Origin of the sequence: Clostridium sp. JN-9 (genome assembly GCF_004103695.1) — a bacterium.
Lineage (GTDB): Bacteria > Bacillota > Clostridia > Clostridiales > Clostridiaceae > JN-9.
The window spans coordinates 2,850,649-2,875,388 of the sequence record NZ_CP035280.1; the positions used below are offsets into that span (position 1 = coordinate 2,850,649).

The following is a 24,740-nucleotide window of genomic DNA, read 5'->3' on the forward strand; positions in this document are numbered from 1 at the left end:
TACAAACCGTACCTGTAATATTAATTTATTAAATATTTATATAACCTCTACTTCTTCCGTTTCTAATTTAAGTCCGTTTATTTCTACATCATCTTTTAACTCAATTAGAAGACACTTAATACCGTTTTTATTTCTAATTTGTTTTATAGAGCGCAGATCTCCTGGAGTTATTGTTATATTGGTTTTTTCATTTTCTATTTTTATTGATCTGCTTTTAAAATCAGGCACAATGTTTCTGACCTTAAATTCATAATCCTTACCGCATACTTCCTCAAATGCAAGCTTTACAGCGTCTGTATTTTCAACTCCGCTTTCCTCTAAAACTTTTTCTATATCATTCATATTTACCTTTGGTTCATCCTCATCTTCTTTATCCTCTTCAACTTCAAGCTTGTCATTTATCCTTTCATATATTTCCTGCATAGTATCTGGTTTAATTGTACCACCAACTACAGTGTTTATAATTGCATTAAAGCTTTCCTTTTCCTCTATGGCCGTTGGCTTAACCATGCAGTTTAAAACACTTTCCACAAAAACAGAATTTATTTGCTTTGATTTTGATGAATAATAGATAATCTTGTTTACATCTACAGATTGTGAAGAAATACCTGGAAACATAAATCCATCCAAAGGGGAATTTAAATTAATTACAAAATCCAATGCAGAATTAGGTTTAAATTTCATTTCAGAATAATCGAATTTTAAAACCTTTTTTGGTGCATCCACCTTGTTTATGGTACATAATATAATATCTATAGCTTGTACATAATCGTTTATGGAATCTTCTCCTTCAGTACTTTTCTTCTTATTTCCTTTAATGTACTCTGCCTTAACAAAATTTATAACAATATCAGTATCATATGTATAATTCTTTGATATTTTGTCTACTATCTGGTCGCCGCAGTTAACTATGCTTTCGTCATTACTTAAAGCTTTGTATAAAATCTGCTGGGTATTTTTAGAACTATCATCATTATTTTCGCACTGGAAATCCAACTCAAATATTTTAGAATCTATTGTTCCTGTCAGAACCTTTTTGAAGTTACCCAAATATAGTTCCCTTTTTTCAATATCCATCATTTCAAATTGATTTAATTCCTTTGTTATTATCTGAGCATTATCTTTTTTTAAGTACACACTATATACTTCTTTTATTGAAAGATTGTAGCTCCCAATTTTAAATTCTTTCCTTATATCAGCCAAATCTTTTTTGTTCATGTTTTTTACCCCCAAAATTTATCATGGTATGATTTCTTTATTATTTTAACATTAGTGAATATATATTTCAAAATATTTAGTAATTAGGAATATTCTACTGTTAAATTAAGCTAATTTAATTTAATTGGCCTATAAACAAGGTTGACATATATGAGTATTATTGATATAAATAATGTATCACATATATGAATAATTACATATTATATGTAGTATATATTATATATATTACTCATATTAATAAAAATACGGGGGGAAATCACATGTCTATTAAAGTAGCTATTAATGGGTTTGGAAGAATTGGGAGAACGGTGCTTAGAACTGCTCAAAACAGGCTTGGAGAAAATGTAGAAATTGTTGCTATAAATGCCAGAGGTGATAGTAAGACTTTGGCACATCTTTTTAAATATGACTCATGTTATGGTAAATTTCAGGGAGATGTTGAAGCCAAGGAAGATATGATTATTGTAAATGGCAAAAGCATAAAAGTGCTGAGAGAAAAAGATCCTGAAAATCTGCCATGGGAAGCTATGGATGTTGATATAGTTGTGGAGTCTACAGGGGCTTTTAAAGATAAGAAAAGTCTAATGAAGCATATTAAAGCCGGGGCTAAAAAGGTTATATTAACTGCTCCAGGGAAAGATGAAGATATAACTATAGTAATGGGTGTAAATGAAGAATGCTTAGACGTGGATAAACATGTTATAATATCTAATGCTTCCTGCACAACAAATTGCCTGGCTCCTTTTGCAAAGGTATTGGATGATAAATTTGGAATAATAAAAGGCTTAATGACAACCATACATTCCTATACCAATGATCAGCGATTATTAGATAAAAATCATAAAGATTTAAGAAGAGCAAGAGCTGCCGGCGAATCCATAATTCCTACCACCACCGGAGCTGCAAAAGCTGTGGGCAAAGTACTGCCAAATCTTAATGGTAAGTTAAACGGTTTCTCAGTTAGAATACCTACGCCTACAGTATCTCTTACAGATTTAGTATGTGAGGTTTCCAAAAATGTTACAGTAAAGGAAGTTAACAATGCATTTAAAGAAGCTGCCAATGGGTGCATGAAGGGAATTCTTGGTTACTCAGAAGAGCCCCTTGTTTCAATAGATTACAAAGGTGATGAGCGTTCCTCCATAGTAGACGGTCTTTCAACTATGGTAATGGAAGGCAATATGGTTAAGGTTGTTTCCTGGTATGACAATGAATGGGGTTATTCCTGCAGAACAGTAGATCTTGTAAACTATACTGCTGCACAAATGGAAAAGCAATCAGAAAATAAAATGGGTTTGGCTGTTTAAAGCAAATTTTAAAGGATATGGTCGTATCGACTATATCCTTTAAAATTCGGGTGCTGCCTGGTAGCATCTTACATATTCCGGGTGCTGCCTGGTAGCATTCGACAAGTATCATCATTAAATGATAAAATCTTAACAAGCCTGTCTCTACCTATTATAGTATTCTGAAAAATGTTTACAGCATTTATTTTGTACAGTTCAGGATCAGTCATGGCAGGACTAAAATGAGTAAGTAAAAGTTCATGAACATCACCTTCCAGAGCAAGTTTTGCTGCTTCACTAAATGTCATATGTTTATTTTTTTCAGCCTTTTCTATATCCGAATCATTGCCATAGGTACCTTCACATATAAATAAATCGCTGTGAAAAATAAACTGAGGTATTTTATCAGTGGGTCTTGTATCTGTAATAAAGCTGAGTTTTATACCCTTTCTTTCACTTCCAAGCACCATTTCAGGCTTATACTCTCTATTCTTATAATTAATATTTTCTCCCTTTTGAAGCCTGCTCCATAGAATCTTTGGTACCATGTTTGAATTTGCCATTTCTACGTCAAATTTCGGCTTTCTTTTTATATAAAAGCTATATCCTATGCAGGGTGATGAATGGTCAAGCTCTATTGTAGATATTATAATGTCATCTTCCTCCACGATGCGTTTTGGAGATTCAATTATATTAATTTCATAAGGTAAATATGGAACAATTACCCTAAGTCCCTTTATAATATTCTCAATACCTTCAGGTCCTATAATTGTAATTGGCTCTGTTCTTCCACTGTTGCCGATAGTTGCAAGCAACCCGGGAAGCCCAACAATATGATCACCATGGGCATGGGTTATACATATTACATCAATAGATTTAAATCCCCAGCCAAGCATTTTCATTGACACCTGAGTTCCTTCACCGCAATCTATAAGAATCTTTTTACCTTTAAAATTAATAAGCAGAGAGGACAAAAACCTTTCAGGCATTGGCATACCTCCACCACAGCCAAGTAGAGCTATATCAACCATTAATATCGACCTCCTTTAGGGGACGGTTAATTTTTTATAATTATCTATTTATATTATAATATTAATTGTTTAAGCTGATTTTATTTTATTAATTTTTTGCTTTAAATCCTTATTTAGGATTGTACATAATAATTAAATGTATGCAAATAAAACCTTATATTAATATTTAAAAAAATTAAGGTTTATAAAAATATAATTTAAATTGTTTTGATTTTATTGAGATGCTTGCTGAATAATAAATTTGTTTACAATATCCTTATACCTATCCGCCGTTGATATTAATTCAACTCCAATAGAACAGAGCTTTGATACTCTTGACTCAGTTATATTACCAAGGATTTCGCATATATGCTTCATTTTAAAATTACAGAGACTCCTCATTAATAATACTGCTAATGCCCTTGCAGACTTATTATTTCTGTTATTTTTAACATATAGCATAACTTTATTTATTCCTGTTTCTTCTGATATGAATTGTAATATTTTCTCAGGATTAAAGTTTCTTGCTAATATTTTTCTTTCGCTTCTATACTCAGTTTTTTCATCTTCAAATTCTATTTCCTTCTTTAATTTCTCTTTGTCACACATATATACAAGCTTGAGATAGTTTTCCCTTGCTTTATTTACATTTGGCCCCAACATTTGCATTATGTATGCTTCATCTAAGAGACCTATTTTATCTTTTTCAATACCTAAATATACACTTAAGCTTGAATATTTATATTTTTCCGGGCATGTTTCATAACCCTTTATTTTCAGTGGATTATTGTGGATATAAGCTGATAAAGTGATTAAGTATCTGTCTGTGTCTACTATTTTACTCTTAAACCTATCCTGAAACACATGACCATGTCTATCATGAATTCGGTTGAATGTTATTGCATATTTAAAATTTAACCCATGCATTATTTTTGATATGTCCGCCCCATTGGAATCTATTATAAAATGAGCATGGTTGCTCATCATACAATATGCATAAACCTTAAATCCATATATTATTTGGTAATTTTTCATCTGATTCAAATATTTTTCCTTGTCATCATCATTCTTAAACAATGGGACTTCCGTTATACTTCTAACCATCACATGATATATTGCATCTTCAAATTTTATTCTTTCAGTTCTTGGCAAAAAAAGCACCTCACTTTTGTTAATTTCTACTATTTTAATAGTATTGACCTTAAGTGAGGTACCTATACCCATAGGTTCCAGAAACTAGTTAGTTATTAACCGTCCCTTAAACTTAAAATTACATAATGTTTGCTCTTCCGTTGTAAACAATACCTCTTGACACATCCATGGTTACAAAAGATCCTGTCTTTAATATGTCTAATGCACCACCTGCACCGCATATTAATGGAATTTCATTTGAAATACATTCTATTGCCAGATGGGATGTTAATCCACCTTCCTCTGCAATAACTCCTGATACTCTGTTAAGTACAGATAGATAGTCCCTGTCTAAATTCTTTACTACAAGAATATCTCCATCCTCCAGGATTTCATCTGCTTCTTTTGCATTTTTAACAATTTTAACTGTTCCATATCCAGGGTTAACTCCTGCACCTCTTCCCTGAACAAGAATATCTCCAACTACATGAACTTTTAACATATTTGTTGTTCCGGAATAAGACACTGGTATTCCTGCAGCTATAACTACAAGGTCACCCTTTTTAACATAACCTGATTTTAAAGCAATATCCACTGACTTTTCAATTAATTCATCAGTTGATTTCATTTTTGAAGTAACAATAGAATAAACTCCCCAGTTTAATGCTAACCTTCTAGCTACTACTTCACTAGTGGTAACTGCAATAACCGGGCATTCTGAACGATACTTTGAAACCATTTTTGCAGTATAACCGCTTTGTGTTGCTGTAATAATTGCTGATGCATTAAGTTCTGAAGCTGTTGTACATGTTGCCACACTTATAGCATTGGCAACACTTAATACATGAGATTCTCTCTTTTTCTTCAAAATGGAAGCATAATTTAGCTTTGATTCTGCAGCCTGTGCTATCCTTGCCATAGTTTGTGCAGCTTCAACAGGCCATTTACCATTAGCTGACTCTCCGCTTAGCATTATAGCATCAGTCCCATCAAATATTGCATTTGCAATATCTGAAGCTTCTGCTCTGGTTGGTCTAGGATTTCTTTCCATAGAATCAAGCATCTGCGTAGCTGTTACAACAAATTTGCCAGCTTTATTACATTTCTCTATTATTAATTTCTGTATTAATGGTACCTTCTCAATTGGAATTTCTGATCCCATATCACCTCTGGCAACCATTATACCATCAGAAAACTTTATTATTTCATCAATATTGTCAACGCCCTCTTGGTTTTCGATTTTTGATATTATCTGTATATCATGTCCACCAAACTTCTCTAATAACTTTCTTATGGCGAGAACGTCAGAAGCCTTTCTTATGAAGGAAGCTGCAATATAGTCTACTCCCATGTCACATCCAAATTTTAAATCATCCACATCCTTATCTGTAAAAGATGGAAGATTTGTTTTTACATTTGGAACATTAACATTCTTCTTTGTACTTATAGCTCCGCTGTTTTTAACTTCACAAAGTATATCTGTTCCTTTTACTTCTTTAACCTGAAGCCCTACAAGTCCGTCTGCCATTAATATCATATCTCCAGGTTTAACATCATTATATAACCCTCTATAGCTAAGATTACATTTTGTTGCATCTCCCTCAACATCTTCTCCGCAAACTATGGTGAAGTTAGTACCTTCAACCAGTTCAACCTTCTCAGGGAAATAGCCTGTTCTTATTTCAGGTCCTTTTGTATCAAGTATTATTCCAATCTGCTTATTGTATTTTTTCCTTAGTTTTTTTACTAAGTTTATTCTTACAGCATGCTCTTCATGATCTCCATGTGAAAAATTATGTCTTGAACAACTCATCCCTGCTTCAATAAGCTTAGATAAAACTTCCTCACTTTCACTGGCAGGACCTATTGTAAAAATCATTTTTGTTTTTTGCATACTTCTTTCTCCTTATATTTTATTTTTTCATTTTTAACCTTATTTATTAATTATATAATCAAATTAGCGTGAAAGTACATTTGCAATATTATATAAATTTTCATCAAATCTTCTTGGTAAGCTTAGGGCCTCATCAATATCATCGTCTACAATCTGGCCATTCCTCATACCTACAACTCTTGAAGATTTTCCTTCAATAAGCAGTTCAACAGCTCTGTATCCTAATCTTGAAGCCAAAACTCTGTCAAAGCATGATGGACTTCCACCTCTTTGAATATGGCCAAGTATTGTTGCTCTTGTTTCTATTCCTGTTATTTCCTCAACCTTTGTAGCTAGCTTGCCTGCGCCGCCAACACCTTCAGCAAGGATTATTAAGCTGTGCATTTTACCTCTCAGCTTTCCTTGAAGGATAGTTTTGCATAATTCATCTTCACTAAATTCTTTCTCTGGAACTATTATTTCTTCTGCACCTCCTGCTATGCCTGCATAGAGTGCTATATCGCCGCAATTTCTTCCCATTACCTCAACTATACTTACTCTTTCATGTGATGTTGATGTATCTCTCAATTTATTTATTGCATCCAAAACTGTGTTAATTGCAGTATCAAATCCAATTGTGTAGTCAGTATAAGATAAATCATTATCTATTGTTCCTGGCAGTCCAATGGTAGCAATTCCAAGTTTTGATAGAAGCTGGGCTCCATGAAATGAACCGTCCCCTCCAATTACAACCAATCCATCAATGCCAAAGGCTTTTAAAATGCTGGCTCCTCTTTTTCTGCCCTCTTCTGTTTTAAATTCCTCACATCTGGCAGTTCTTAATATTGTGCCGCCTCTTTGAATGATGTCAGAAACACTGTGTCTGTCCATTTCAAAAATTTCTCCATTAATAAGACCACTGTATCCCCTTTGAATACCCATTACTTTAATGCCATTTTCAACGCCGGTTCTAACCACTGCTCTAATAGCAGCATTCATTCCTGGAGCGTCTCCGCCACTTGTTAATACAGCTATTGTTTTCATAATATACCTCCTACGTCCATATGGGACATATTATGTCCCAGCTACATTGTAGCATACTTGTTATCAATCTTTATTAATTATTATAGCATAATATGCTATTTTTTTCACTTCAATATACGTTAATTTTATTAGATTCTATATAATTATTCAATGCTTTACGAAAAAAATAAAAAAATTAGAGAAGTTTACAATCCTTCTCTAATATTTTGCATTAAAGTACAAAAATTATACTGTTTTGAAGTTTTGGTCACCAATTTTTTTTCTTAATTCGCTTAGTATATCAATGCTTCCATCAACCCAGAATTCCTTATCAATTAAATACTTTTTTCTCTCTTTTTTAGTACAGATATAAATTGGTATATCTCCTTTATACTCCCTTAATAACGGTTTTAGCTCCTCCAGGGTAATTCTAACCATCTTATTCTCTTCTACAAGTATATATATACTCTGAAAGTTGGATTTAATTAATGGACGTATTTCCTCACATAGTATTTTGGGCTGTTCTTCCTCCCTTATACTTACTCTGCCTGTAATTAAAACTATTCCATCTTCAACTAGAAGTGATTTGTATCTTTCAAATACCTTAGGAAATACAACAACCTCAATACTTGAATACAGATCCTCCACCACTATAAAAGCCATCATATCATTTTTCCTGGTTACTTTTTTGCTAACTGAAGATATTATACCGCCTATTATAACCTTACTTCCGTCCTTAATTCTGGAATTCAGCTCAGTATTTCCATCTTCTAAAGATTGCGTTGTAACCAGGTCTATTATGCTTGTAGACACAGCCCTTTTTAAAACATCCTCATATTCTTCAAGGGGGTGTCCTGAAATGTACAAACCTGTCATTTCTTTTTCCATAGATAATATATATTTTTTATCAAATTCTTTTATTTCAGGATATTTAATTTCTATGCTGTTAAATTCAGCACTGTTGCCAAAATCCGTGAATAAATTTATTTGTCCTTTTATATTTTTTTTTCTGTCACTAGAAATTGAATCTAATACTTTTTCATAAACAGCAAGCATTCTTGAACGATAAACATTAAAACAGTCATAAGCTCCTGCTTTTATCAGACTTTCCACAACTCTTTTATTTATACAGCTGATATCTATCTTATTGCAGAAATCAACCAGATCTTTGAACTTTCCTTTTTGCTGTCTTGACATTACTATACTGTCTATAACATTTTTGCCTACATTTTTAACAGCAGCTAATCCAAACCTTATTTTGTCACGCTTAACAGTGAATTTAGCATAGCTTTCATTTATATCAGGAGGCAATACCTGAATTCCGCACTCATTAGCAAATCTTATATAATATGCTACCTTTTCACTGTCACCCATTACACTGTTAAGCATAGCTGCTATAAACTCAGTGGGGTAGTAACACATTAAGTATGCGGTTTGAAAACCTATTACAGCATAAGCTGCTGCATGGGATTTGTTAAAAGCATAACTGGCAAAGTCCATCATCTGATCAAATATTTTATTTGCGGCATCTTCGCTGATGCCGTTTCTTATACATCCTGGGACTGTAACTTCACCATTTTCATCTGTTATGCCATATATAAAATTATGTCTTTCTTCTTCCATAACATGATGTTTCTTTTTTGACATTGCACGCCTTACTAAATCGCTTCTTCCCATGGAATATCCAGCCAGGTCACGTACAATCTGCATTACCTGTTCCTGGTAAACCATGCATCCGTAGGTAACTGAAAGAATAGGTTCCAGTTCAGGTGTAATGTATCGAATTTCCTCAGGATTATATTTGTTCTTAACATACTTAGGTATTTCAGCCATAGGGCCTGGTCTGTAAAGGCTGATACCTGCTATAATATCCTCCAGGTTATCAGGCTTTAATTCTTTCATAAAGGATGTCATACCAGGTGACTCCAGCTGGAATACACCTACAGTTTTTCCCTCTCCAATCATTTTATATACATTTTTATCATCAAAGTCCAATTTATCTAAATCTATAGTTATGCCCTTATTTTCTTTTATAAATGCTACTGCATCCCTTAGTACCGTAAGTGTTCTTAGTCCAAGGAAATCCATTTTCAAAAGTCCAAGCTCTTCAAGGGTTCCCATGGTAAACTGAGTTACAATATTATCTTCATTCTTTTGAAGGGGCACATAATTTACCAGAGGCTTTGATGCAATTACAACTCCTGCTGCATGAGTAGATGTATGCCTTGGCAGACCCTCCAGTGATCTTGCCACATCAATTAAATCTTTAGTTCTTTCTTCATCATCATAGGCCTTTTTCAATTCAGGATTAATCTCAAGTGCCTTGTCAATAGTTATGTTAAGCATAGTTGGTATCATTTTAGCTATTCTGTCAACTTCAGCATATGGATAACTCATAGCTCTTCCAACATCCCTTATACATGCTCTTGCAGCCATAGTTCCAAATGTTATTATTTGTGATACATTGTCCTTACCATACTTTTGTACTACATAATCAATAACTTCCTGACGCCTTTCATAGCAAAAATCACTATCAATATCCGGCATGGACACACGTTCAGGATTTAAAAACCGCTCAAATATTAAATTGTATTTTATTGGATCTATCTTTGTAATTCCCAGTGTGTAAGCCACTATGGAGCCTGCTCCGGATCCTCTTCCAGGGCCAGTCATAATCCCATTGTCTTTTGCAAACTTTATAAAATCCCAGACAATTAGGAAATAATCTACATAGCCCATTTGGTTAATAATATTTAATTCATATTCCAGCCTTTTTTTCAAATCATCAGTTACATCCGGGTACCTTTCCCTGATTCCCTTATAACACAAGCTCCTTAGATATTCATAAGGATCTGTGCCTTCAGGCAGGGGAAATTTAGGCAGCTTTGAAACATGAAACTCATAATCGAAATTACACTGCTCAGCTATTTTAACTGTATTTTCAAGTGCCTCAGGTATGTATGAAAAAGTTTTATACATCTCCTCTGGTGATTTAAGATAAAATTCATCTGAAGGATATCTCATCCTGTCTTCATCATCTACTGTTTTTCCAGTTTGAATGCAAAGAAGAATATCATGTGCTTTGTAGTCTTCTTTTTTAATATAATGCACATCATTAGTTGCAACCAGCGGCACATCTATTTCCCTTGAAAGTTTTATAAGAAGTTCATTTACCTTCAGCTGCTCTTCTATTCCATGATATTGAAGCTCTAAATAAAATCCGTCTTTAAAGGTTTCTTTATAAAACAGCGCCGTTTCCTTGGCTTTTTCATAGTTATCATTTAGAAGATATGATTGAATTTCGCCTCCAAGACAGGCACTTAAAGCAATAATTCCACTGCTGTGCTGCTTAATGTATTCATGATCCGTCCTGGGTTTATAGTAAAATCCCTCAATAGAAGCATCAGAAACAATCCTCATTAAATTATTATAACCAGTTTGGTTCTTCACCAAAAGTACAAGATGATGAGTTTCATTTCCTCCATCAGTGCTTTTTATAAGCCTTGATTTAGATGCTACATATACTTCACATCCAATTATTGGTTTTATACCTTTTGCCTTGGCCTCCTTATAAAATTCAACACAGCCATACATAACTCCGTGGTCAGTAATAGCAATACTGTCCATGCCTAGTTCCACAGCTCTGTCAATTATTTGCGGTATTTTGCCGGAACCATCTAATAAAGAATAGCCTGTATGCTGATGCAGACTGACCCACTTTACCTTATTATCCAATAAAAAATCACCTTCTTCCTAAGTATGAATTATTTATTTTCTAAAGACCTTAACTGACATTATTGTTTTTGCAATAGATTCCTTATTTTTGTCGTACATATTAACCTCAATTTTTGAGAAATTTCTTCCCATATCGAGGATATCGGTATAAATATCTATTACGCTGTCTATCTGCACCGGTCTCATGAAATAGGTGGCTATACTGTCAACAGAAATATTTATATTATTTTTCTGCCTCAAAGATATAATTCCAACAGCCGAAAGCATCATGTTCAATGAGCTCCAGGAAGCTGTCCCAATTGGATCCAGCATTTCAGGAACGATTTTACCATAAAAGTGCATTCTTCCATTATCATATTTAAAATCTAAATTTTTTAAAATTAAATCCTCAATGGTCTCTCCTGCCTGAGGCTGTTTTACAATATACTGCAGTGCCTTTATAACATCCTGTCTTGTTATAACTCCAATAAGTTTTTTGCCCTTAACTACAGGGCATAGTTCAATTCCTTCCCATCCCATAATATGAGCTGTATATGCCACTGTAGTATTTGGAGTTACTGTTATTGGGTCTTTTATCATTATTTTTCCTATAACATCATCTAATTTAGTATTGCTTTTATTTTCCTTAAGAGTGATTATACCAACTATCTTCATATCATTGTCCACAACAGGATATCTTTCATGCTGGGTGCTTTCCATTAGTTCTTTCCATCTTTCCACCGTATCATCAGCTTTAAGATAATATGGGTTACCTTCCATAATATCTTCAACCAGAACTATATCCTTTTTTATAAGGCTTTCTGAAATTGCCTTATTTATCATGCTTGCAATGGTAAATGTATCATAGGAAGAAGATATTATAGGCAGGCATCTTTCGTTGGCTAAGCCTTTTATTTCATCTGAACAGCCAAATCCTCCTGTAATAAGAACTCCTGAATTATTCATAAGTGCAAGCCTTTGAGCTTCCTCCCTGTTTCCAACAATGACCAAGCATCCTGGAGTAATATACCTGACCATGGCATCAATAGTCATAGCACCTATTACAAATTTATTTAATGTTTTATGTATACCATCTTTTCCCCCAAGTAAAGTACCATCAATTATATTTATAACCTCGCCGTAGGTTAATGCCTCAATGCTTTTTTTTTCAACTTTTTCTATTCTTACTGTTCCAATTCTTGGCATTGTTGTTACAATTCCCATGTTCTCGCTATCCTTTATGGCCCTGTAAGCTGTCCCTTCACTGACTCCCAAATCATTTGCTACACTTCTTACAGATATTTTAGTTCCTACCTCCAGTGAAAGTATATGGCTTATAATATCATCATGTTTCGACATAATATCCCCCCTATCTGCCTTCTCTTTTTAGTTCTCCTGCTATTTTTTCAATTCTTCTAAGTCTGTGATTTACTCCGGATTTTCCTACAGCAGGTATAAGCATTTCTCCTAATTCCTTTAATGACTCATCAGGGTAAGCTAGTCTTAATTCTGCAATTTCCCTTAAATTCTTAGGAAGTCTTTTAAGTCCTATTTCCCTTTCAATGAGCTTAATGCTTTCCACCTGCCTTACTGCTGCATTTACAGTTTTGCTTAAATTTGCAGTTTCGCAATTTACCAATCTGTTTACATTGTTTCTCATTTCCTTCATTATCCTGACATTCTCAAGCTCCAGCAAAGATGTATGAGCCCCTATTATATTTAGCAGATCAACAATTTGTTCTCCCTCTTTTATATAGACTACATAACTGCTCTTCCTTTGAATCACCTTGGAAGCCAACCCGAAACTGTTTATAAGATTACTTAATGATGCAGCATATGTTTCATCGTGAGTAACAAATTCAAGATGATAAGTTTTCTCAGGATTGCTCACACTTCCCCCGCCTAAAAAGGCTCCCCTTATATATAATCTTTTACATTTCTCATTTTTTACAATTTTATCTGAAATGCTGTAATCAATGGCTATGAAGCTATCATCTTCTTTAAGTACTCCAACCTGCATCAATAATTGCTTTACGCCGGCTTCTTCATTGATTAGTATAAGGTAAACGTTGTTTTTCTTTAAAGAATTGCTTTTTTTAACAAGTATCTTTGAGTGTATATTAAATTTTTCTTTTAATAATTTGAAAACAAGTCTGGCTATGGCAGGGTTCTCTGTTGTTACTCTAAAGCCTATATGTCTGTTTGTACCAAGTGTTAATGTGCCGCTTACTTTCATAATTGCCGAAAGCAATGCTATAGCTTCATCTTTTTCTAATTCAGTATATCTGCAGATTTCATTTTTTACCTTTAATGAAAATGACATATTTATTGCTCCCTATTTTTTTTCTTTTCTTTTAAACGTTCTGATAAGTAGAAATACTCAATGATTTTCTTTTTATCATAAAGAAGCTTTTTCTCCATTATTGTCTCTATGAGCACAGAAGAAAGTTTTTCTGCGTTATGCCTTACAAGACCATTAGTAACTTTTATAAAATCACCTTTTAATATTTCAATTCCCTTATCTTTAATTTTATCTTCTCCTATAGAAACCATACAGGAACCTTCATCCTTATATTTTTTCTCAAGTTCCTTATCCATCTTTCCTACATTAACAGCTACACAGTCAACTATATCACCTGCATGCTTCACAATAGCATTAATATGATCTGCAACAGTATAATTATCACTTTCACCAGGCTGTGTCATAATGTTAGCTACATAAATAACAATTGCCTTAGTCTTTTTTAGTGCACTGGCTATATCTTTAACTAAAAGGTTTGGAATAACACTTGTATATATACTTCCAGGGCCGAGAATTACTGCATCTGCTTCCATAATTGCATCTACTGATTCCTTAAGAGCCTTTGCATCACCAGGATCTATAAAGACTCTGTCTATTGGACTGTCTTGCTTTAATGCCTCTTCCGGTATATTGGACTCTCCTTCCACAACATTTCCATTTTTCAGCCTGGCTTTTAAAATCACATTGTCCAGTGTAACAGGAATGACTTTACCGGTTACAGCCAGTACAGAGCTCATTTTTTGCACTGCTTCCTCAAAATTATTTGATATACCATCCATTGCAGCTAAAAAAAGATTTCCAAAACTTTGATTCTTAAGCCTGCCGTCTTTAAATCTGTATTGCAGGAGCTCTTCCATCAATGGCTCAGTATCTGACAATGCCATTATACAGTTTCTTATATCTCCAGGAGGAAGAATTCCCAAATCCTCTCTTAAATCACCTGATCCACCGCCATCATCAGCTACAGTAACAACAGCTGTAATATTAGATGTATAGTATTTAAGTCCTCTAAGCATTGTAGAAAGGCCTGTTCCTCCGCCTATAGTAACAATCTTTGGTCCCTTAACCAATAATCTTTTTTCATAAATAAGGTTTTCCAATCTCTTTGAATCTAATGATATGGACAGATAACCTCTATTAATCAATGCTATTATAGATCTCATACCTTTTGTAACTGAAACATAAAGTACAAATATACCTGAAAAAACCAGGAATATATAAAATGCTATATAATACGGGCTATAGATTCTATGCCTGACAAATTCCAACATACCAAAAACTATAAGCAATATACCCATTGTGCCAAGCAATATCCATCTTTTCACCTTTATTCCGGGTCTCAGCCAATCCACTATCTTCATAGTTTTTTATCACCTCTATGAACATCCTCATTGATATCTCTATGTTCAATATTGACCTTATAATTTTTGTCTTTTAATTTTTCATAGATTACATTGGCTATTGTAACAGATCTGTGTCTTCCCCCTGTGCAGCCTATAGAAACAATGAGTTGTCTTTTCCCTTCATTTAAATAATTTGGTATTAAAAATTCCAGCATATCTTCAAGTTTATCAATAAATACATTGGTCTCTTTAAAATTCATAACATAATCCCTAACAGGCTTATCGTTTCCTGAATAATTCTTTAATTCCGGGATATAAAATGGATTTGTTATAAATCTTACATCAAAAACTAAATCCGAATCAACAGGGATACCATATTTGAAACCAAATGAAACAACTGTTATTATAAGCTGATTCTCAATCTGTCCTTCTTCTGCGTAGACCTTACTTATTTCTTCCCTCAGCTCTCTTGGGGACAATTTAGATGTATCAATAATATTATCAGCCCTATCCTTTATTTCCCTGAGTTTATTTCTTTCCAGCTGTATACCTCTCAGCACTCTGCCGTCAGGTGCCAGGGGATGTTTCCTCCTGGATTCTTTAAATCTCTTAATAAGCACCTCATCAGCAGCATCAAGGAATAATATTTCATATTTATAGTTCTCTTTCTCTAAATATTTTAAGGTTTCAAACAGATCATTGAAAAATTCTCCACCTCTGATATCTATAACTAATGCTATTTTATCTATTCTTCCATCCGTTTGGAAACAAGCTTCCGCAAACTTAGGAATTAATGTAGGAGGCAGGTTATCAACACAAAAATATCCTAAATCTTCTAAACTTCTTATTGCCTGAGTCTTTCCCGCTCCTGAAAGACCTGTTACTATAACAAATCTCATATTAAATCCTCCTATATCATATTTTCAAATGTAAAAACACAATGTGTATTAGTACAGTTTTATATTTAACATTATAACACATAGAAAATCAATATTAAATAAAGCTGATCAGAAAGCAAAAGATCCTCCTTAGTGGCACCAAAGAGAATCTTAACTTTAAATATTTAACATAAAACTTTTGTTAAAGCACTAATAAATTTTTCATTTTGCTCCTGTGTTCCAATTGTTACTCTAAGCCATCCTTTCATGCCCAGTAAATAGCCTGGTCTTATGATAATACCTAATTTCAACAGCTCCTGAAAAACAGTTTCATCATCTGTTTTTACATTTACCATTATAAAATTAGTATTGGTTTTTATATATGGCAGATTAAGTTTATCAAATTCAGCATATAAATAATCTCTTCCATTTATATTGGTATCGTGAACTAATTTTATAAAATCCTTGTCCTTTAGTGCAGCAAATGCAGCCTTTTGCGCAAATAAGCTTACATCAAAGGGTCCAATTACTGAATTTAAGTACTTAACCAACTCTTCATTTGCAATTCCATAGCCTACCCTTAAGCCGGCAAGTCCATAAGCTTTGGAAAATGTCCTAAGAATTATCACATTAGGATGATTTCTCATTAACTTTATGGAATCAGGAAATTCCGGGTTTGTTACATATTCTATATATGCTTCATCCATAATAACCATTACATTTTCTGGTATACGGCTGAAAACCCTATCCAAGTCACTGGCTGTAAATATTGTCCCTGTTGGGTTATTGGGATTACAAAGCCATATAATCTTTGTTTTATCAGTAATACAATTTACCATGGCATCAATATCCAATGCATTATCCTTCATGGGAACAAAAATGCTCCTGCCTCCCATAAGCTTTACTGCTGAGTCATATCTTGCAAATGTGACTTCAGCCATTATTGCTTCATCTCCCTCATTCAAAAAGGCAGATGCTAAAACTTTTATTAAAGCATCAGATCCAGTGCTGCAAAATATGTTCCCAGCATTAACATTAAGTACACTGGCAAGCTCACTTTTCAGCTCATAATTGGATGCATCAGGGTACATTTGTGTTTCATTAACCAAATCCATAAGCACCTTTTTCACACTTGGTGAACATCCCAATGGATTTTCGTTAGATGCAAGCTTTATTACCTGTTTAAGTCCCAGTTCTCTTTTTACCTCACTGATTGGTTTTCCTGCTTTATAGGCAGGTAAGTTTAATATTTCCTTTCTTAAACAATAACCCATGATTATTACTACTTTATTTTAAATAAAGTAGTTTCCCCCCTTCACATATTAATTTTAGAGAATTAAATTTATATATTTATATATATACTTTGAATTAAATCTGCAAAGTATATAATTCTCTAACTATATAATTTCATTTAACAGCACAAAAGCAGATGTTATTCCCCAATAATTCTTACTTCAGTCTGAAGTTCAACATTAAACTTTTCTTTAACGGTTTTCTGCACGTAGGCTATTAAATCCAAAATGTCCTTAGCAGTAGCTTCTCCTTTATTTATAATAAATCCAGAATGCTTTGAAGACACCTGAGCACCTCCAATTGAAACGCCCTTTAATCCACTGTCCTCTACAAGCTTACCAGTATAATATCCCTCTGGTCTTTTAAATGTACTTCCTGCAGATGGATACTCAAGAGGCTGCCTTTCACGCCTTCTTCTATTTAAATCATTAACTCTTTTTTCAATATCATCATGATTCCCATTTTTCAATTTAAATACTGCCTGAAGCACAGTATACTTGTACTTCTGAATAGCACTTATCCTGTATCCAAGTTCCAGCTCATGGTATCCTAAAGTCCTCATTTCACAATTCTCATCTAATATTAAAGCACTTTCGATAATATGGCATATTTCTCCGCCATATGCACCTGCATTCATAGTAACTGCTCCGCCTACACTGCCTGGTATGCCACAGGCAAATTCTATACCTGTAAGGCTTTCTTCCACAGCTCTTTTTGAAACATCCTTTAGCTCAGCACCGCTTTGTACTATTATTTTTTCACCTTCAACGGTAATATCATTTAATTTGGCGAGTTTTATTACAACTCCCCTGATCCCGCCATCCTTAACCAGAAGATTAGATCCATTGCCGATTATATAAAAATCAGTATTATTTTTTATACATAATTTTATTGCCCTTTGAACCTGTTCATAGTTTTCAGGAGTAACTAAAATATCAGCAGGTCCTCCTACTTTAAATGATGTATGATTTTTCATTGGTTCATTTATAAAAATATTACTTTCATCAATAAATTCGCAGAATTTATTATATAAATTATTGTCATGATTCATAAAAACATTCTCCTTGAAATACTAAAGATATAAATAGTATAATGTATGTATTTTGGTTAATCAAGTTCTAAGTCTTTAAGCTTACCCTTTTTTTTCAAGTAACTAATTAATTTAAGCTCATCAGTATTCATAATTAAATCTTCAGATATATTCAGCTTATTTATGAGGCTTTCTGCCTTTTGAAATCTGCCAATCTGAAAACAGGTATGAGCATCACTTCCAAGTATGAGTTTAACTCCATTTTCCTTGCAGAGCTTTGCAATTTTATAGCAGTTTTCTTCACTTCCAGCCCTTGATCCGAAAGAACCGTTATTTATTTCTATTAAAATATTTTTATCTTTTGCTTTTTTTACTACCTTCTCTTCCCATATAGGAAAGATGGGATTACCTGAATGGCCTATTATATCTATATACGGATTATCCATTACATTAAGCAGGGCCTCAGTGTTCTCATCCCTGCTGCCAGGCTTAATGCACACATCATAAAGACTAGCTATAATTATATCCAGATTCCTGCATATTAATTCAGGTATATCAATATTTCCTTTATAGTCAGTGATATTAGCCTCGCAGCCCCTAAGCAAAGTTACATTATCAATTTTCCTTGGCCAGGCCTTCATATTGGAAAAATAAAACAAGTGGGGTCCTCCCGGCATATTGGGGCCATGATCTGTTGTTCCTAATAATTTAATTCCCTGTTTTGAAGCTTCTTTTACATTCTCTAATAGTGTGGTATATGCATGACCGCTTACAATTGTATGTGTATGTGTATCAACTACATACTTCATTTTATCACTCTCCATATCAAATGTTACTTATTTGCTTTAAAATAATTTATTATACTGTTTGCAGCTTTTTCATCAATAGACTCCGTACTTATTAATTCTTCAAAACTTGCTGCCTTAATTTTATCTATACTTCCAAATTTTCTTAAAAGTTCTTTTCTTCTTTTATCACCTATGTTAGGTATATCCTCAAGTATTGAATGAAGTACTCTTCTGTCCCTTAAGCTTCTATGATATGTAATTGCAAACCTGTGTACTTCATCCTGAATTCTTGTTATCAGCTTCATTACATTAGAATGAGAATTTATGGGCTGCTCCTGATTATTAAAAATAAGGCCTCTGGTTTTATGTTTATCGTCCTTTACCATTCCACATACAGGTATATCAATATTAAATTCCTGCAGTACTTCCAAGGCAACATTTACCTGGCCCCTGCCTCCATCCATCATGATTAGATCAGGGAATACGCAGAACTTTCCGTTACTTAATGAAAGATTTCTTTCCTGTATGGACTTAATTTCATTAAGTCCATGCTGAAATCTTCTCCTGAGAATTTCCCTAAGGCTTTCATAATCATTGGCCCCTTTTACTGTATTTATCTTAAATCTTCTGTAATCACTGTTTTTAGGCCTTCCATCTTCAAATACAACCATTGATCCAACAGAATCAACTCCCTGAATATTTGAAATATCATAGGACTCAATTCTCTTTGGAAGTTCATTCAGATTCAATATTGCAGTAAGTTCCTGCAGCGCTGTCTTATTAATTTCACTATCCTGGAGATATTTTATTTTAAAGTTTTCCAATGTTATTTTAGCATTTTTATATACCAGATCCAAAGTGGATTTTTTTTCACCCTTTTGTGGAATCTTTAAGTAAACTTTACTTCCTCTTCTTAAAGTAAGCCATTGCTCTAATAGTTCTGCCTCATCTGTCTCAGGTACATAAATATTTTTAGGTATAAATGCTGTTCCCCCATAAAAGCTTTTAATAAAATTAGAAATAACTTCACTTACATCTGTTCCAAGTGTATTTTCAATAATAAAATGCTCTCTTCCGGTTATTTTACCATCTCTCAGGAAAAACACCTGTACGCAGCTATCCTTTTCATCACTATATACACCTAAGAAATCCTCATTTTCAAAATTACCTGTAATGATTTTTTGTTTTTCAGTTATTTTATCTATTGCATAAATTTTATCTCTCAAAGCTGCTGCCTTTTCGAATTCAAGATTTTCTGAGGCTTTATTCATATCATTTTTTAATCTGGTTACAATTTCCTTATCTTTCCCGTTTAAAAGATCCATAACATCCTGCACAATTTTATTATAATCCTTTTTATTTATATATGCACTACATGGCGCCTTACAGAGACCAATATGATAATACAGGCATGGTCTTGTTTTAGGTCCTTTTTCCGTAATATACCTTTTGCAGTTTCTTAGCGGAAATGTTTTCCGCACCAATTCAATAGTTTCATTTACTGCTGACACATCTGGGTAAGGGCCAAAATATTTAGCTCCATCCTTAGCCATCATTCTCGTAACAAATATCCTTGGGAAATCCTCGTTAATTGTGATCTTTATGAATGGATAATGTTTGTCATCCTTTAGCAGGATATTATATCTTGGAGTATATTTTTTTATTAAATTGCATTCAAGTATAAGTGCTTCCATCTCTGAATCTGTTACTATATATTCAAATTCAGCAATATTGCTCACCATTGCCTTAACCTTTTCTGTATGGCTTGAAGAGTTTTGGAAGTATTGCCTTACCCTGTTTTTAAGTATCTTGGCTTTTCCTACATATATTACCTCACTAAGTGAGTTCCTCATTATATAAACGCCTGGTTTTTCAGGCAGATTTTTTAAGTGATATTCCAAATCAAACATTAAAATTCTCCTATTCAAAACAATTTAGGAAGTTCCATCACTATATATAATAATCCTACAATCATAATTAGTTCCTCAACAAAATTGCCAGCTTTAGAACTTGTTTTATAGGTTATGGGCCACTTTACATTTTTGCTTTTAAAGGGATAAAAAAGAGGTATGCCTCTATCCGTCATCATGTCACAAATTAAATGCATTCCATAACCAGCTATAAAAGAATATATTAAAAACTGTTTATTATACATATTACCTATAAATCCAACAATTAATCCAAACATTATCATACCTGTAATGCTGTGTGTCAAGCCTTTTCTATGAGATGACAGAGCAATAATAAAAAACATTATTGCAATTGCTTTCAAAACAGGCTGATGGGCATAAATATAATCATACCATAAAATAATTATACCACTGCAAGTATAAAGTACAATTTTTGTCATTTTGTTTTTAAATGGCAGTATATATTTATTTACAATGCTCTTTGGATGATCAATGTCTGGAAGCAGTGACGAAAATATTGCTGTAGCAGCCCCAAGATAGCTGAATTTCCCAGGTAATTGACTGCATATTGCTATATAAGTAATCATCCCTATTCCTGCATGAGTTTTGCCTTTCATATTTTTCTCCTCAAATTAATATTATGTAAACATACGTTCTCAATAATATTATATCATTTAAATGAAAGGTTTTTGTACTTTATCATAAGAAAAAATAAGAAGCTGCATTTTCAAAAGAAATATGCAACTTCCATTAAACACTATTTGCCAAATGCTGCAGACATAGTCATTCTGGCAACCCTTGCTGCAGCAATTCCGCCCTGGCCTCCATCTTCTACAATAACAGCCACGGCAATTTGAGGATTATCATATGGAGCAAATCCTATAAACCAGGAGTGTGGCGGCGCCTGTGATCCCTCATCATAATGATCAGCTGTACCTGTCTTACCACAAACCTGAATTCCAGGTATGCTTGCATTAACCCCTGTGCCCTGTTCCACAACAGTTCTCATAAAATCCTTCATTACAGCTGAAGTATCCTTTGAAACAATCTGTCCAAGAGCTTCAGGAGCTATAGTCTTCACTGCCGCACCTTTATTGGTTGTTACCTGCTGTACTAAATATGGCTTCATCATTACTCCGTCATTTGCAATGGTGCTGGCTACTAAAGCCATTTCCATAGGACTTGCCAATACAGTACCCTGACCGATGGCACTTTGTGCAATATTACCCTTTTCATAATTTTTCAATGTTGGAAACTGGCTTTTTGCTATTGCAATTCCATCTGCAGGAATAGATTTATTAAAATAGAATTTTTCTGCTGTACTTTTCAATTTATCATTTCCAAGATCAAGACCTAATGTTCCAAATACCACATTGCTGGAATGAACATAAGCATCCTTAAATCCTATATCTCCAAATGATTCACCATTAAAATTGCTTAATGACTCCTTAGAATTAAATACCAATTTACCATTGTCAGTAAATGTTCTGTTTTGTATTCCATTGAAATTTTCCAAAGCACTAATAGCTGTTATGGTTTTAAAAGTAGATCCTGGAGGATATAGTCCCGATGTAGCTCTGTTAATCAATGGTTTATTTTTATCCTGATTTAGGCTCTGCCATATGTTCTCTAAATTATTTGGATCATAGGAAGGCTTTGATACTACTGCCAGTATCTCTCCAGTCTTAGGATTTAAGGCCACTGCAGCACCTTTATTGTCACCTAGTGCATCATAAGCAGCCTTTTGAATATTATAATCCAAGGTTGTCTGCAGATTATCACCTATCTTAGCTTCTGTTTTCCCTTTATTTTTAACAAAACTTTCAACGGTATCCTTAATATCTGTAGACATTAATTCAGTATCATATTTATTTTCTAATCCTGTTATTCCATACTTTATATTTACATAACCAAGTACATGAGCAAATAAAGGTCCATCAGTGTATGTTCTTTTTTGAGTTTCAGCATTCACTTTTGTACTTGTAGTTAAAGGTTTTTTATTTCTGTCATATATGGTTCCCCTAAGCACTTCATTTCTTTTAACCCATAACCTTTTGTTATTGGCATTATTTACTATATTAGGTCCCACAAAAATTTCAAAATATGTTATATAAATAAAAAGCCCTATAAAACAAAGTAAGAATACAAGTAATACCCTTTTTATGTTTTTAGATATATCATTCATATTATCTACCCTCTTCTGATATCTTCTGGATTATTGCTAAAGCAAAAAAGGTAATCATCATAGAGCTTCCTCCATAGCTTACCAAAGGCAATGTAATTCCAGTTAAAGGAATCATGTTTATAACTCCTCCTACTATAACCAGTACCTGTGCTGCAATCATGGAACTATAACCAACTGCTACTAATCTTGAAAATTCATTTTCTACATATACTGCTGCCCTCATACATCTGTAGAATAGTAAGAAAAATATTATAAGTATAGCAAACCCAACAAGGATGCCCATTTCCTCACAAATTGATGAAAATATAAAATCCGTAGCATTTACAGGAACATATTCAGGATGCCCTAAACCCAGCCCTGTTCCTGTAAGTCCCCCTGATGCAATTTGTAACATAGATTGAACTATCTGATAACCCTTGTCATTGGCATAAGGCCATGGATTCTGCCATATGAGAACTCTAAGCCTTACATGATCAAAAAGCTTGTAGCTTATCACAGAACCTACTGCAAATAATATAAAACATGTAAAGACATATTTAAACTTAGATGTTGCAATATACAGCATTGTTATGGATATTGCAAAAAATATAAGGGCTGATCCCAAATCCTTTTGAAGTACCATAAACCCAAGAGTTATCATTACAACTATAGCTGGTTCTATAAGCTGCTTAAAGTTTTTGTAATTATTTAAAGCCGAGGCTAAATAAGCTACTAAAAACAGTTTCGCAAATTCCGAGGGCTGAAAACTTACCCCGCCTATATACACCCAGTTTTTTGATCCATAAACTTCAGTACCTATTAACATAGACATACTAGCAAAAATCAATGTGAATACAAGATAAACATATTTGTACTTAACAAAACCTTTAAAGCTTGGTAGCAGTACAACTATAAGTATGTATCCTGTAACTCCCAGTGCAAACCAAACTATCTGTTTTATTGCATATGAAGTTGCAGGTCTTGGATATTTTGCTTTATTCATTACATCTGTTCTGTGAAGCAGATCATTTAAAATATCCAGTCTGTAAAGCATAACTAAGCCAAGCACTGCTAAAATACATGCAAATAAAAATATGTACTTATCTCCATCTGGGAAGAATCTTCTAATTACAAAAAAAGAATATCCTATGAGGACACATATAATTACACCAAGTACAATGGCTCTTTTATCAAATGTCTGCTTATCATTAATAAAAGCCAGATTTAAAAAGCATACCATACACAATAAAAAGGTAAGAAAAAGAAGTTTTAATTCATCCCTTTTGGTATCATACATAAAATCACTATCCTATCCTATTACTTTAAATGTAGTGCTTCCAACTTTAATTTCATCTCCGCTGTTGATCAATGCAGTACCTGAAATTCTTTTGTTATTAATTAGTGTCCCATTAGTACTGCCCAGATCCTCAACGAATATTTCTCCATTTCTATGAAATATTTTCAAATGATGAGAGGATACATATGGATCATCTAAAATTATGAGATTATCCTGTTTTCTGCCTATGGTAATGTCTCCTTGAATAGGAACTACTCCGCCCTTTTTCAGGTTTGAAGGGGTTTCACAATATAATATTTCAAGTCCCAGTGTTTTTCTTCTAATCTTTCTTCTTCCTCCGTTTTTTACATCTTTATACATAATTCTAAGTGCTGTAAGAATAATTATATAAACAATACCGATAATTATTATTTTGAAAATTAGACTTAGTTTACTTAAATCCATTTAACCACCTACTCATCCAAATTATTTATGTACAAA

The 24,740-nt window shown here is 33.5% G+C and carries 19 protein-coding genes; 1 reads left to right on the forward strand and 18 read right to left on the reverse strand.

Annotated elements, in window-relative coordinates; translation table 11 throughout:
* Nucleotides 1-36: 36 nt before the first annotated feature.
* Complete coding sequence (locus EQM05_RS13725) at nucleotides 37-1,218, reverse strand: DUF4317 family protein (RefSeq protein ID WP_128750553.1); 1,182 nt, start codon at nucleotides 1,216-1,218, stop codon at nucleotides 37-39.
* A gap of 260 nt (nucleotides 1,219-1,478) precedes the next feature.
* Between EQM05_RS13725 and EQM05_RS13730 the strand changes: the two genes are divergently transcribed.
* The gene (locus EQM05_RS13730) at nucleotides 1,479-2,525 is read left to right on the forward strand and encodes a glyceraldehyde-3-phosphate dehydrogenase (protein ID WP_128750554.1); all 1,047 of its coding nucleotides are present in this window, start codon (nucleotides 1,479-1,481) and stop codon (nucleotides 2,523-2,525) included.
* Nucleotides 2,526-2,593: 68 nt separating this feature from the next.
* On the opposite strand, the gene EQM05_RS13735 is transcribed toward EQM05_RS13730, so the two are convergent.
* The 17 genes from EQM05_RS13735 to EQM05_RS13815 all read right to left on the reverse strand — a co-directional run bounded on the left by EQM05_RS13735 (nucleotide 2,594) and on the right by EQM05_RS13815 (nucleotide 24,704).
* The gene (locus EQM05_RS13735) at nucleotides 2,594-3,535 is read right to left on the reverse strand and encodes a ribonuclease Z (protein ID WP_128750555.1); all 942 of its coding nucleotides are present in this window, start codon (nucleotides 3,533-3,535) and stop codon (nucleotides 2,594-2,596) included.
* A gap of 213 nt (nucleotides 3,536-3,748) precedes the next feature.
* Nucleotides 3,749-4,675 (reverse strand): transposase, encoded by a 927-nt coding sequence (locus EQM05_RS13740; RefSeq protein ID WP_128751129.1) that lies wholly within the window; start codon nucleotides 4,673-4,675, stop codon nucleotides 3,749-3,751.
* Between the two features lie 109 nt (nucleotides 4,676-4,784).
* The gene (gene pyk / locus EQM05_RS13745; RefSeq protein WP_128750556.1) at nucleotides 4,785-6,539 is read right to left on the reverse strand and encodes a pyruvate kinase; all 1,755 of its coding nucleotides are present in this window, start codon (nucleotides 6,537-6,539) and stop codon (nucleotides 4,785-4,787) included.
* 63 nt (nucleotides 6,540-6,602) lie between these two features.
* Nucleotides 6,603-7,562: a 6-phosphofructokinase gene (pfkA, locus tag EQM05_RS13750; protein ID WP_128750557.1), complete on the reverse strand. Its 960-nt coding sequence runs from the start codon at nucleotides 7,560-7,562 to the stop codon at nucleotides 6,603-6,605.
* Nucleotides 7,563-7,787: 225 nt separating this feature from the next.
* Nucleotides 7,788-11,276, reverse strand: a complete 3,489-nt coding sequence (locus EQM05_RS13755) for a DNA polymerase III subunit alpha (RefSeq protein WP_128750558.1) — start codon at nucleotides 11,274-11,276, stop codon at nucleotides 7,788-7,790.
* A gap of 33 nt (nucleotides 11,277-11,309) precedes the next feature.
* A complete protein-coding gene (locus EQM05_RS13760; protein ID WP_128750559.1) occupies nucleotides 11,310-12,614 on the reverse strand; it encodes a DRTGG domain-containing protein in 1,305 nt (434 codons plus the stop codon).
* A gap of 10 nt (nucleotides 12,615-12,624) precedes the next feature.
* On the reverse strand, nucleotides 12,625-13,578 hold the full coding sequence (gene whiA / locus EQM05_RS13765) for a DNA-binding protein WhiA (protein WP_128750560.1): 954 nt from the start codon (nucleotides 13,576-13,578) through the stop codon (nucleotides 12,625-12,627).
* Nucleotides 13,579-13,580: 2 nt separating this feature from the next.
* On the reverse strand, nucleotides 13,581-14,918 hold the full coding sequence (locus tag EQM05_RS13770; RefSeq protein WP_128750561.1) for a gluconeogenesis factor YvcK family protein: 1,338 nt from the start codon (nucleotides 14,916-14,918) through the stop codon (nucleotides 13,581-13,583).
* A complete protein-coding gene (rapZ, locus tag EQM05_RS13775; RefSeq protein WP_128750562.1) occupies nucleotides 14,915-15,799 on the reverse strand; it encodes an RNase adapter RapZ in 885 nt (294 codons plus the stop codon). Before rapZ ends, EQM05_RS13770 begins: the two co-directional genes overlap by 4 nt.
* A gap of 164 nt (nucleotides 15,800-15,963) precedes the next feature.
* Nucleotides 15,964-17,052: a histidinol-phosphate transaminase gene (gene hisC / locus EQM05_RS13780; protein ID WP_128750563.1), complete on the reverse strand. Its 1,089-nt coding sequence runs from the start codon at nucleotides 17,050-17,052 to the stop codon at nucleotides 15,964-15,966.
* A 158-nt stretch (nucleotides 17,053-17,210) separates the two neighbouring features.
* Nucleotides 17,211-18,122, reverse strand: a complete 912-nt coding sequence (gene murB, locus EQM05_RS13785; protein ID WP_128750564.1) for a UDP-N-acetylmuramate dehydrogenase — start codon at nucleotides 18,120-18,122, stop codon at nucleotides 17,211-17,213.
* A gap of 56 nt (nucleotides 18,123-18,178) precedes the next feature.
* Entirely contained in the window at nucleotides 18,179-18,910 is a 732-nt protein-coding gene (locus EQM05_RS13790; protein WP_128750565.1) for a phosphatase, read from the reverse strand.
* A gap of 23 nt (nucleotides 18,911-18,933) precedes the next feature.
* Nucleotides 18,934-20,799, reverse strand: coding sequence for an excinuclease ABC subunit UvrC (gene uvrC, locus EQM05_RS13795; RefSeq protein ID WP_128750566.1), 1,866 nt, complete (start codon nucleotides 20,797-20,799; stop codon nucleotides 18,934-18,936).
* A gap of 14 nt (nucleotides 20,800-20,813) precedes the next feature.
* Nucleotides 20,814-21,416, reverse strand: a complete 603-nt coding sequence (locus EQM05_RS13800; RefSeq protein WP_128750567.1) for a metal-dependent hydrolase — start codon at nucleotides 21,414-21,416, stop codon at nucleotides 20,814-20,816.
* A 140-nt stretch (nucleotides 21,417-21,556) separates the two neighbouring features.
* Nucleotides 21,557-22,984 carry a penicillin-binding protein 2 gene (locus EQM05_RS13805; protein WP_128750568.1) on the reverse strand — a complete coding sequence of 476 codons (1,428 nt, stop codon included), beginning with the start codon at nucleotides 22,982-22,984 and terminating at the stop codon, nucleotides 21,557-21,559.
* 1 nt (nucleotide 22,985) lies between these two features.
* Nucleotides 22,986-24,260 carry an FtsW/RodA/SpoVE family cell cycle protein gene (locus tag EQM05_RS13810; RefSeq protein WP_128750569.1) on the reverse strand — a complete coding sequence of 425 codons (1,275 nt, stop codon included), beginning with the start codon at nucleotides 24,258-24,260 and terminating at the stop codon, nucleotides 22,986-22,988.
* Between the two features lie 12 nt (nucleotides 24,261-24,272).
* A complete protein-coding gene (locus EQM05_RS13815; RefSeq protein WP_128750570.1) occupies nucleotides 24,273-24,704 on the reverse strand; it encodes an FHA domain-containing protein in 432 nt (143 codons plus the stop codon).
* Nucleotides 24,705-24,740: the final 36 nt, after the last annotated feature.

Excerpts from the sequence above, each read along its gene's own strand:
- EQM05_RS13810 (WP_128750569.1), bottom strand. The coding sequence starts at position 24,260 with ATGTATGATACCAAAAGGGATGAATTAAAACTTCTTTTTCTTACCTTT.
- EQM05_RS13815 (WP_128750570.1), bottom strand. The coding sequence starts at position 24,704 with ATGGATTTAAGTAAACTAAGTCTAATTTTCAAAATAATAATTATCGGT.
- EQM05_RS13760 (WP_128750559.1), bottom strand. The coding sequence starts at position 12,614 with ATGTCGAAACATGATGATATTATAAGCCATATACTTTCACTGGAGGTA.
- EQM05_RS13770 (WP_128750561.1), bottom strand. The coding sequence starts at position 14,918 with ATGAAGATAGTGGATTGGCTGAGACCCGGAATAAAGGTGAAAAGATGG.
- EQM05_RS13725 (WP_128750553.1), bottom strand. The coding sequence starts at position 1,218 with ATGAACAAAAAAGATTTGGCTGATATAAGGAAAGAATTTAAAATTGGG.
- hisC (WP_128750563.1), bottom strand. The coding sequence starts at position 17,052 with ATGGGTTATTGTTTAAGAAAGGAAATATTAAACTTACCTGCCTATAAA.
- uvrC (WP_128750566.1), bottom strand. The coding sequence starts at position 20,799 with ATGTTTGATTTGGAATATCACTTAAAAAATCTGCCTGAAAAACCAGGC.
- murB (WP_128750564.1), bottom strand. The coding sequence starts at position 18,122 with ATGAATCATGACAATAATTTATATAATAAATTCTGCGAATTTATTGAT.
- EQM05_RS13790 (WP_128750565.1), bottom strand. The coding sequence starts at position 18,910 with ATGAAGTATGTAGTTGATACACATACACATACAATTGTAAGCGGTCAT.
- pyk (WP_128750556.1), bottom strand. The coding sequence starts at position 6,539 with ATGCAAAAAACAAAAATGATTTTTACAATAGGTCCTGCCAGTGAAAGT.
- pfkA (WP_128750557.1), bottom strand. The coding sequence starts at position 7,562 with ATGAAAACAATAGCTGTATTAACAAGTGGCGGAGACGCTCCAGGAATG.
- EQM05_RS13805 (WP_128750568.1), bottom strand. The coding sequence starts at position 22,984 with ATGAATGATATATCTAAAAACATAAAAAGGGTATTACTTGTATTCTTA.
- EQM05_RS13800 (WP_128750567.1), bottom strand. The coding sequence starts at position 21,416 with ATGAAAGGCAAAACTCATGCAGGAATAGGGATGATTACTTATATAGCA.
- EQM05_RS13735 (WP_128750555.1), bottom strand. The coding sequence starts at position 3,535 with ATGGTTGATATAGCTCTACTTGGCTGTGGTGGAGGTATGCCAATGCCT.
- EQM05_RS13730 (WP_128750554.1), top strand. The coding sequence starts at position 1,479 with ATGTCTATTAAAGTAGCTATTAATGGGTTTGGAAGAATTGGGAGAACG.
- whiA (WP_128750560.1), bottom strand. The coding sequence starts at position 13,578 with ATGTCATTTTCATTAAAGGTAAAAAATGAAATCTGCAGATATACTGAA.
- rapZ (WP_128750562.1), bottom strand. The coding sequence starts at position 15,799 with ATGAGATTTGTTATAGTAACAGGTCTTTCAGGAGCGGGAAAGACTCAG.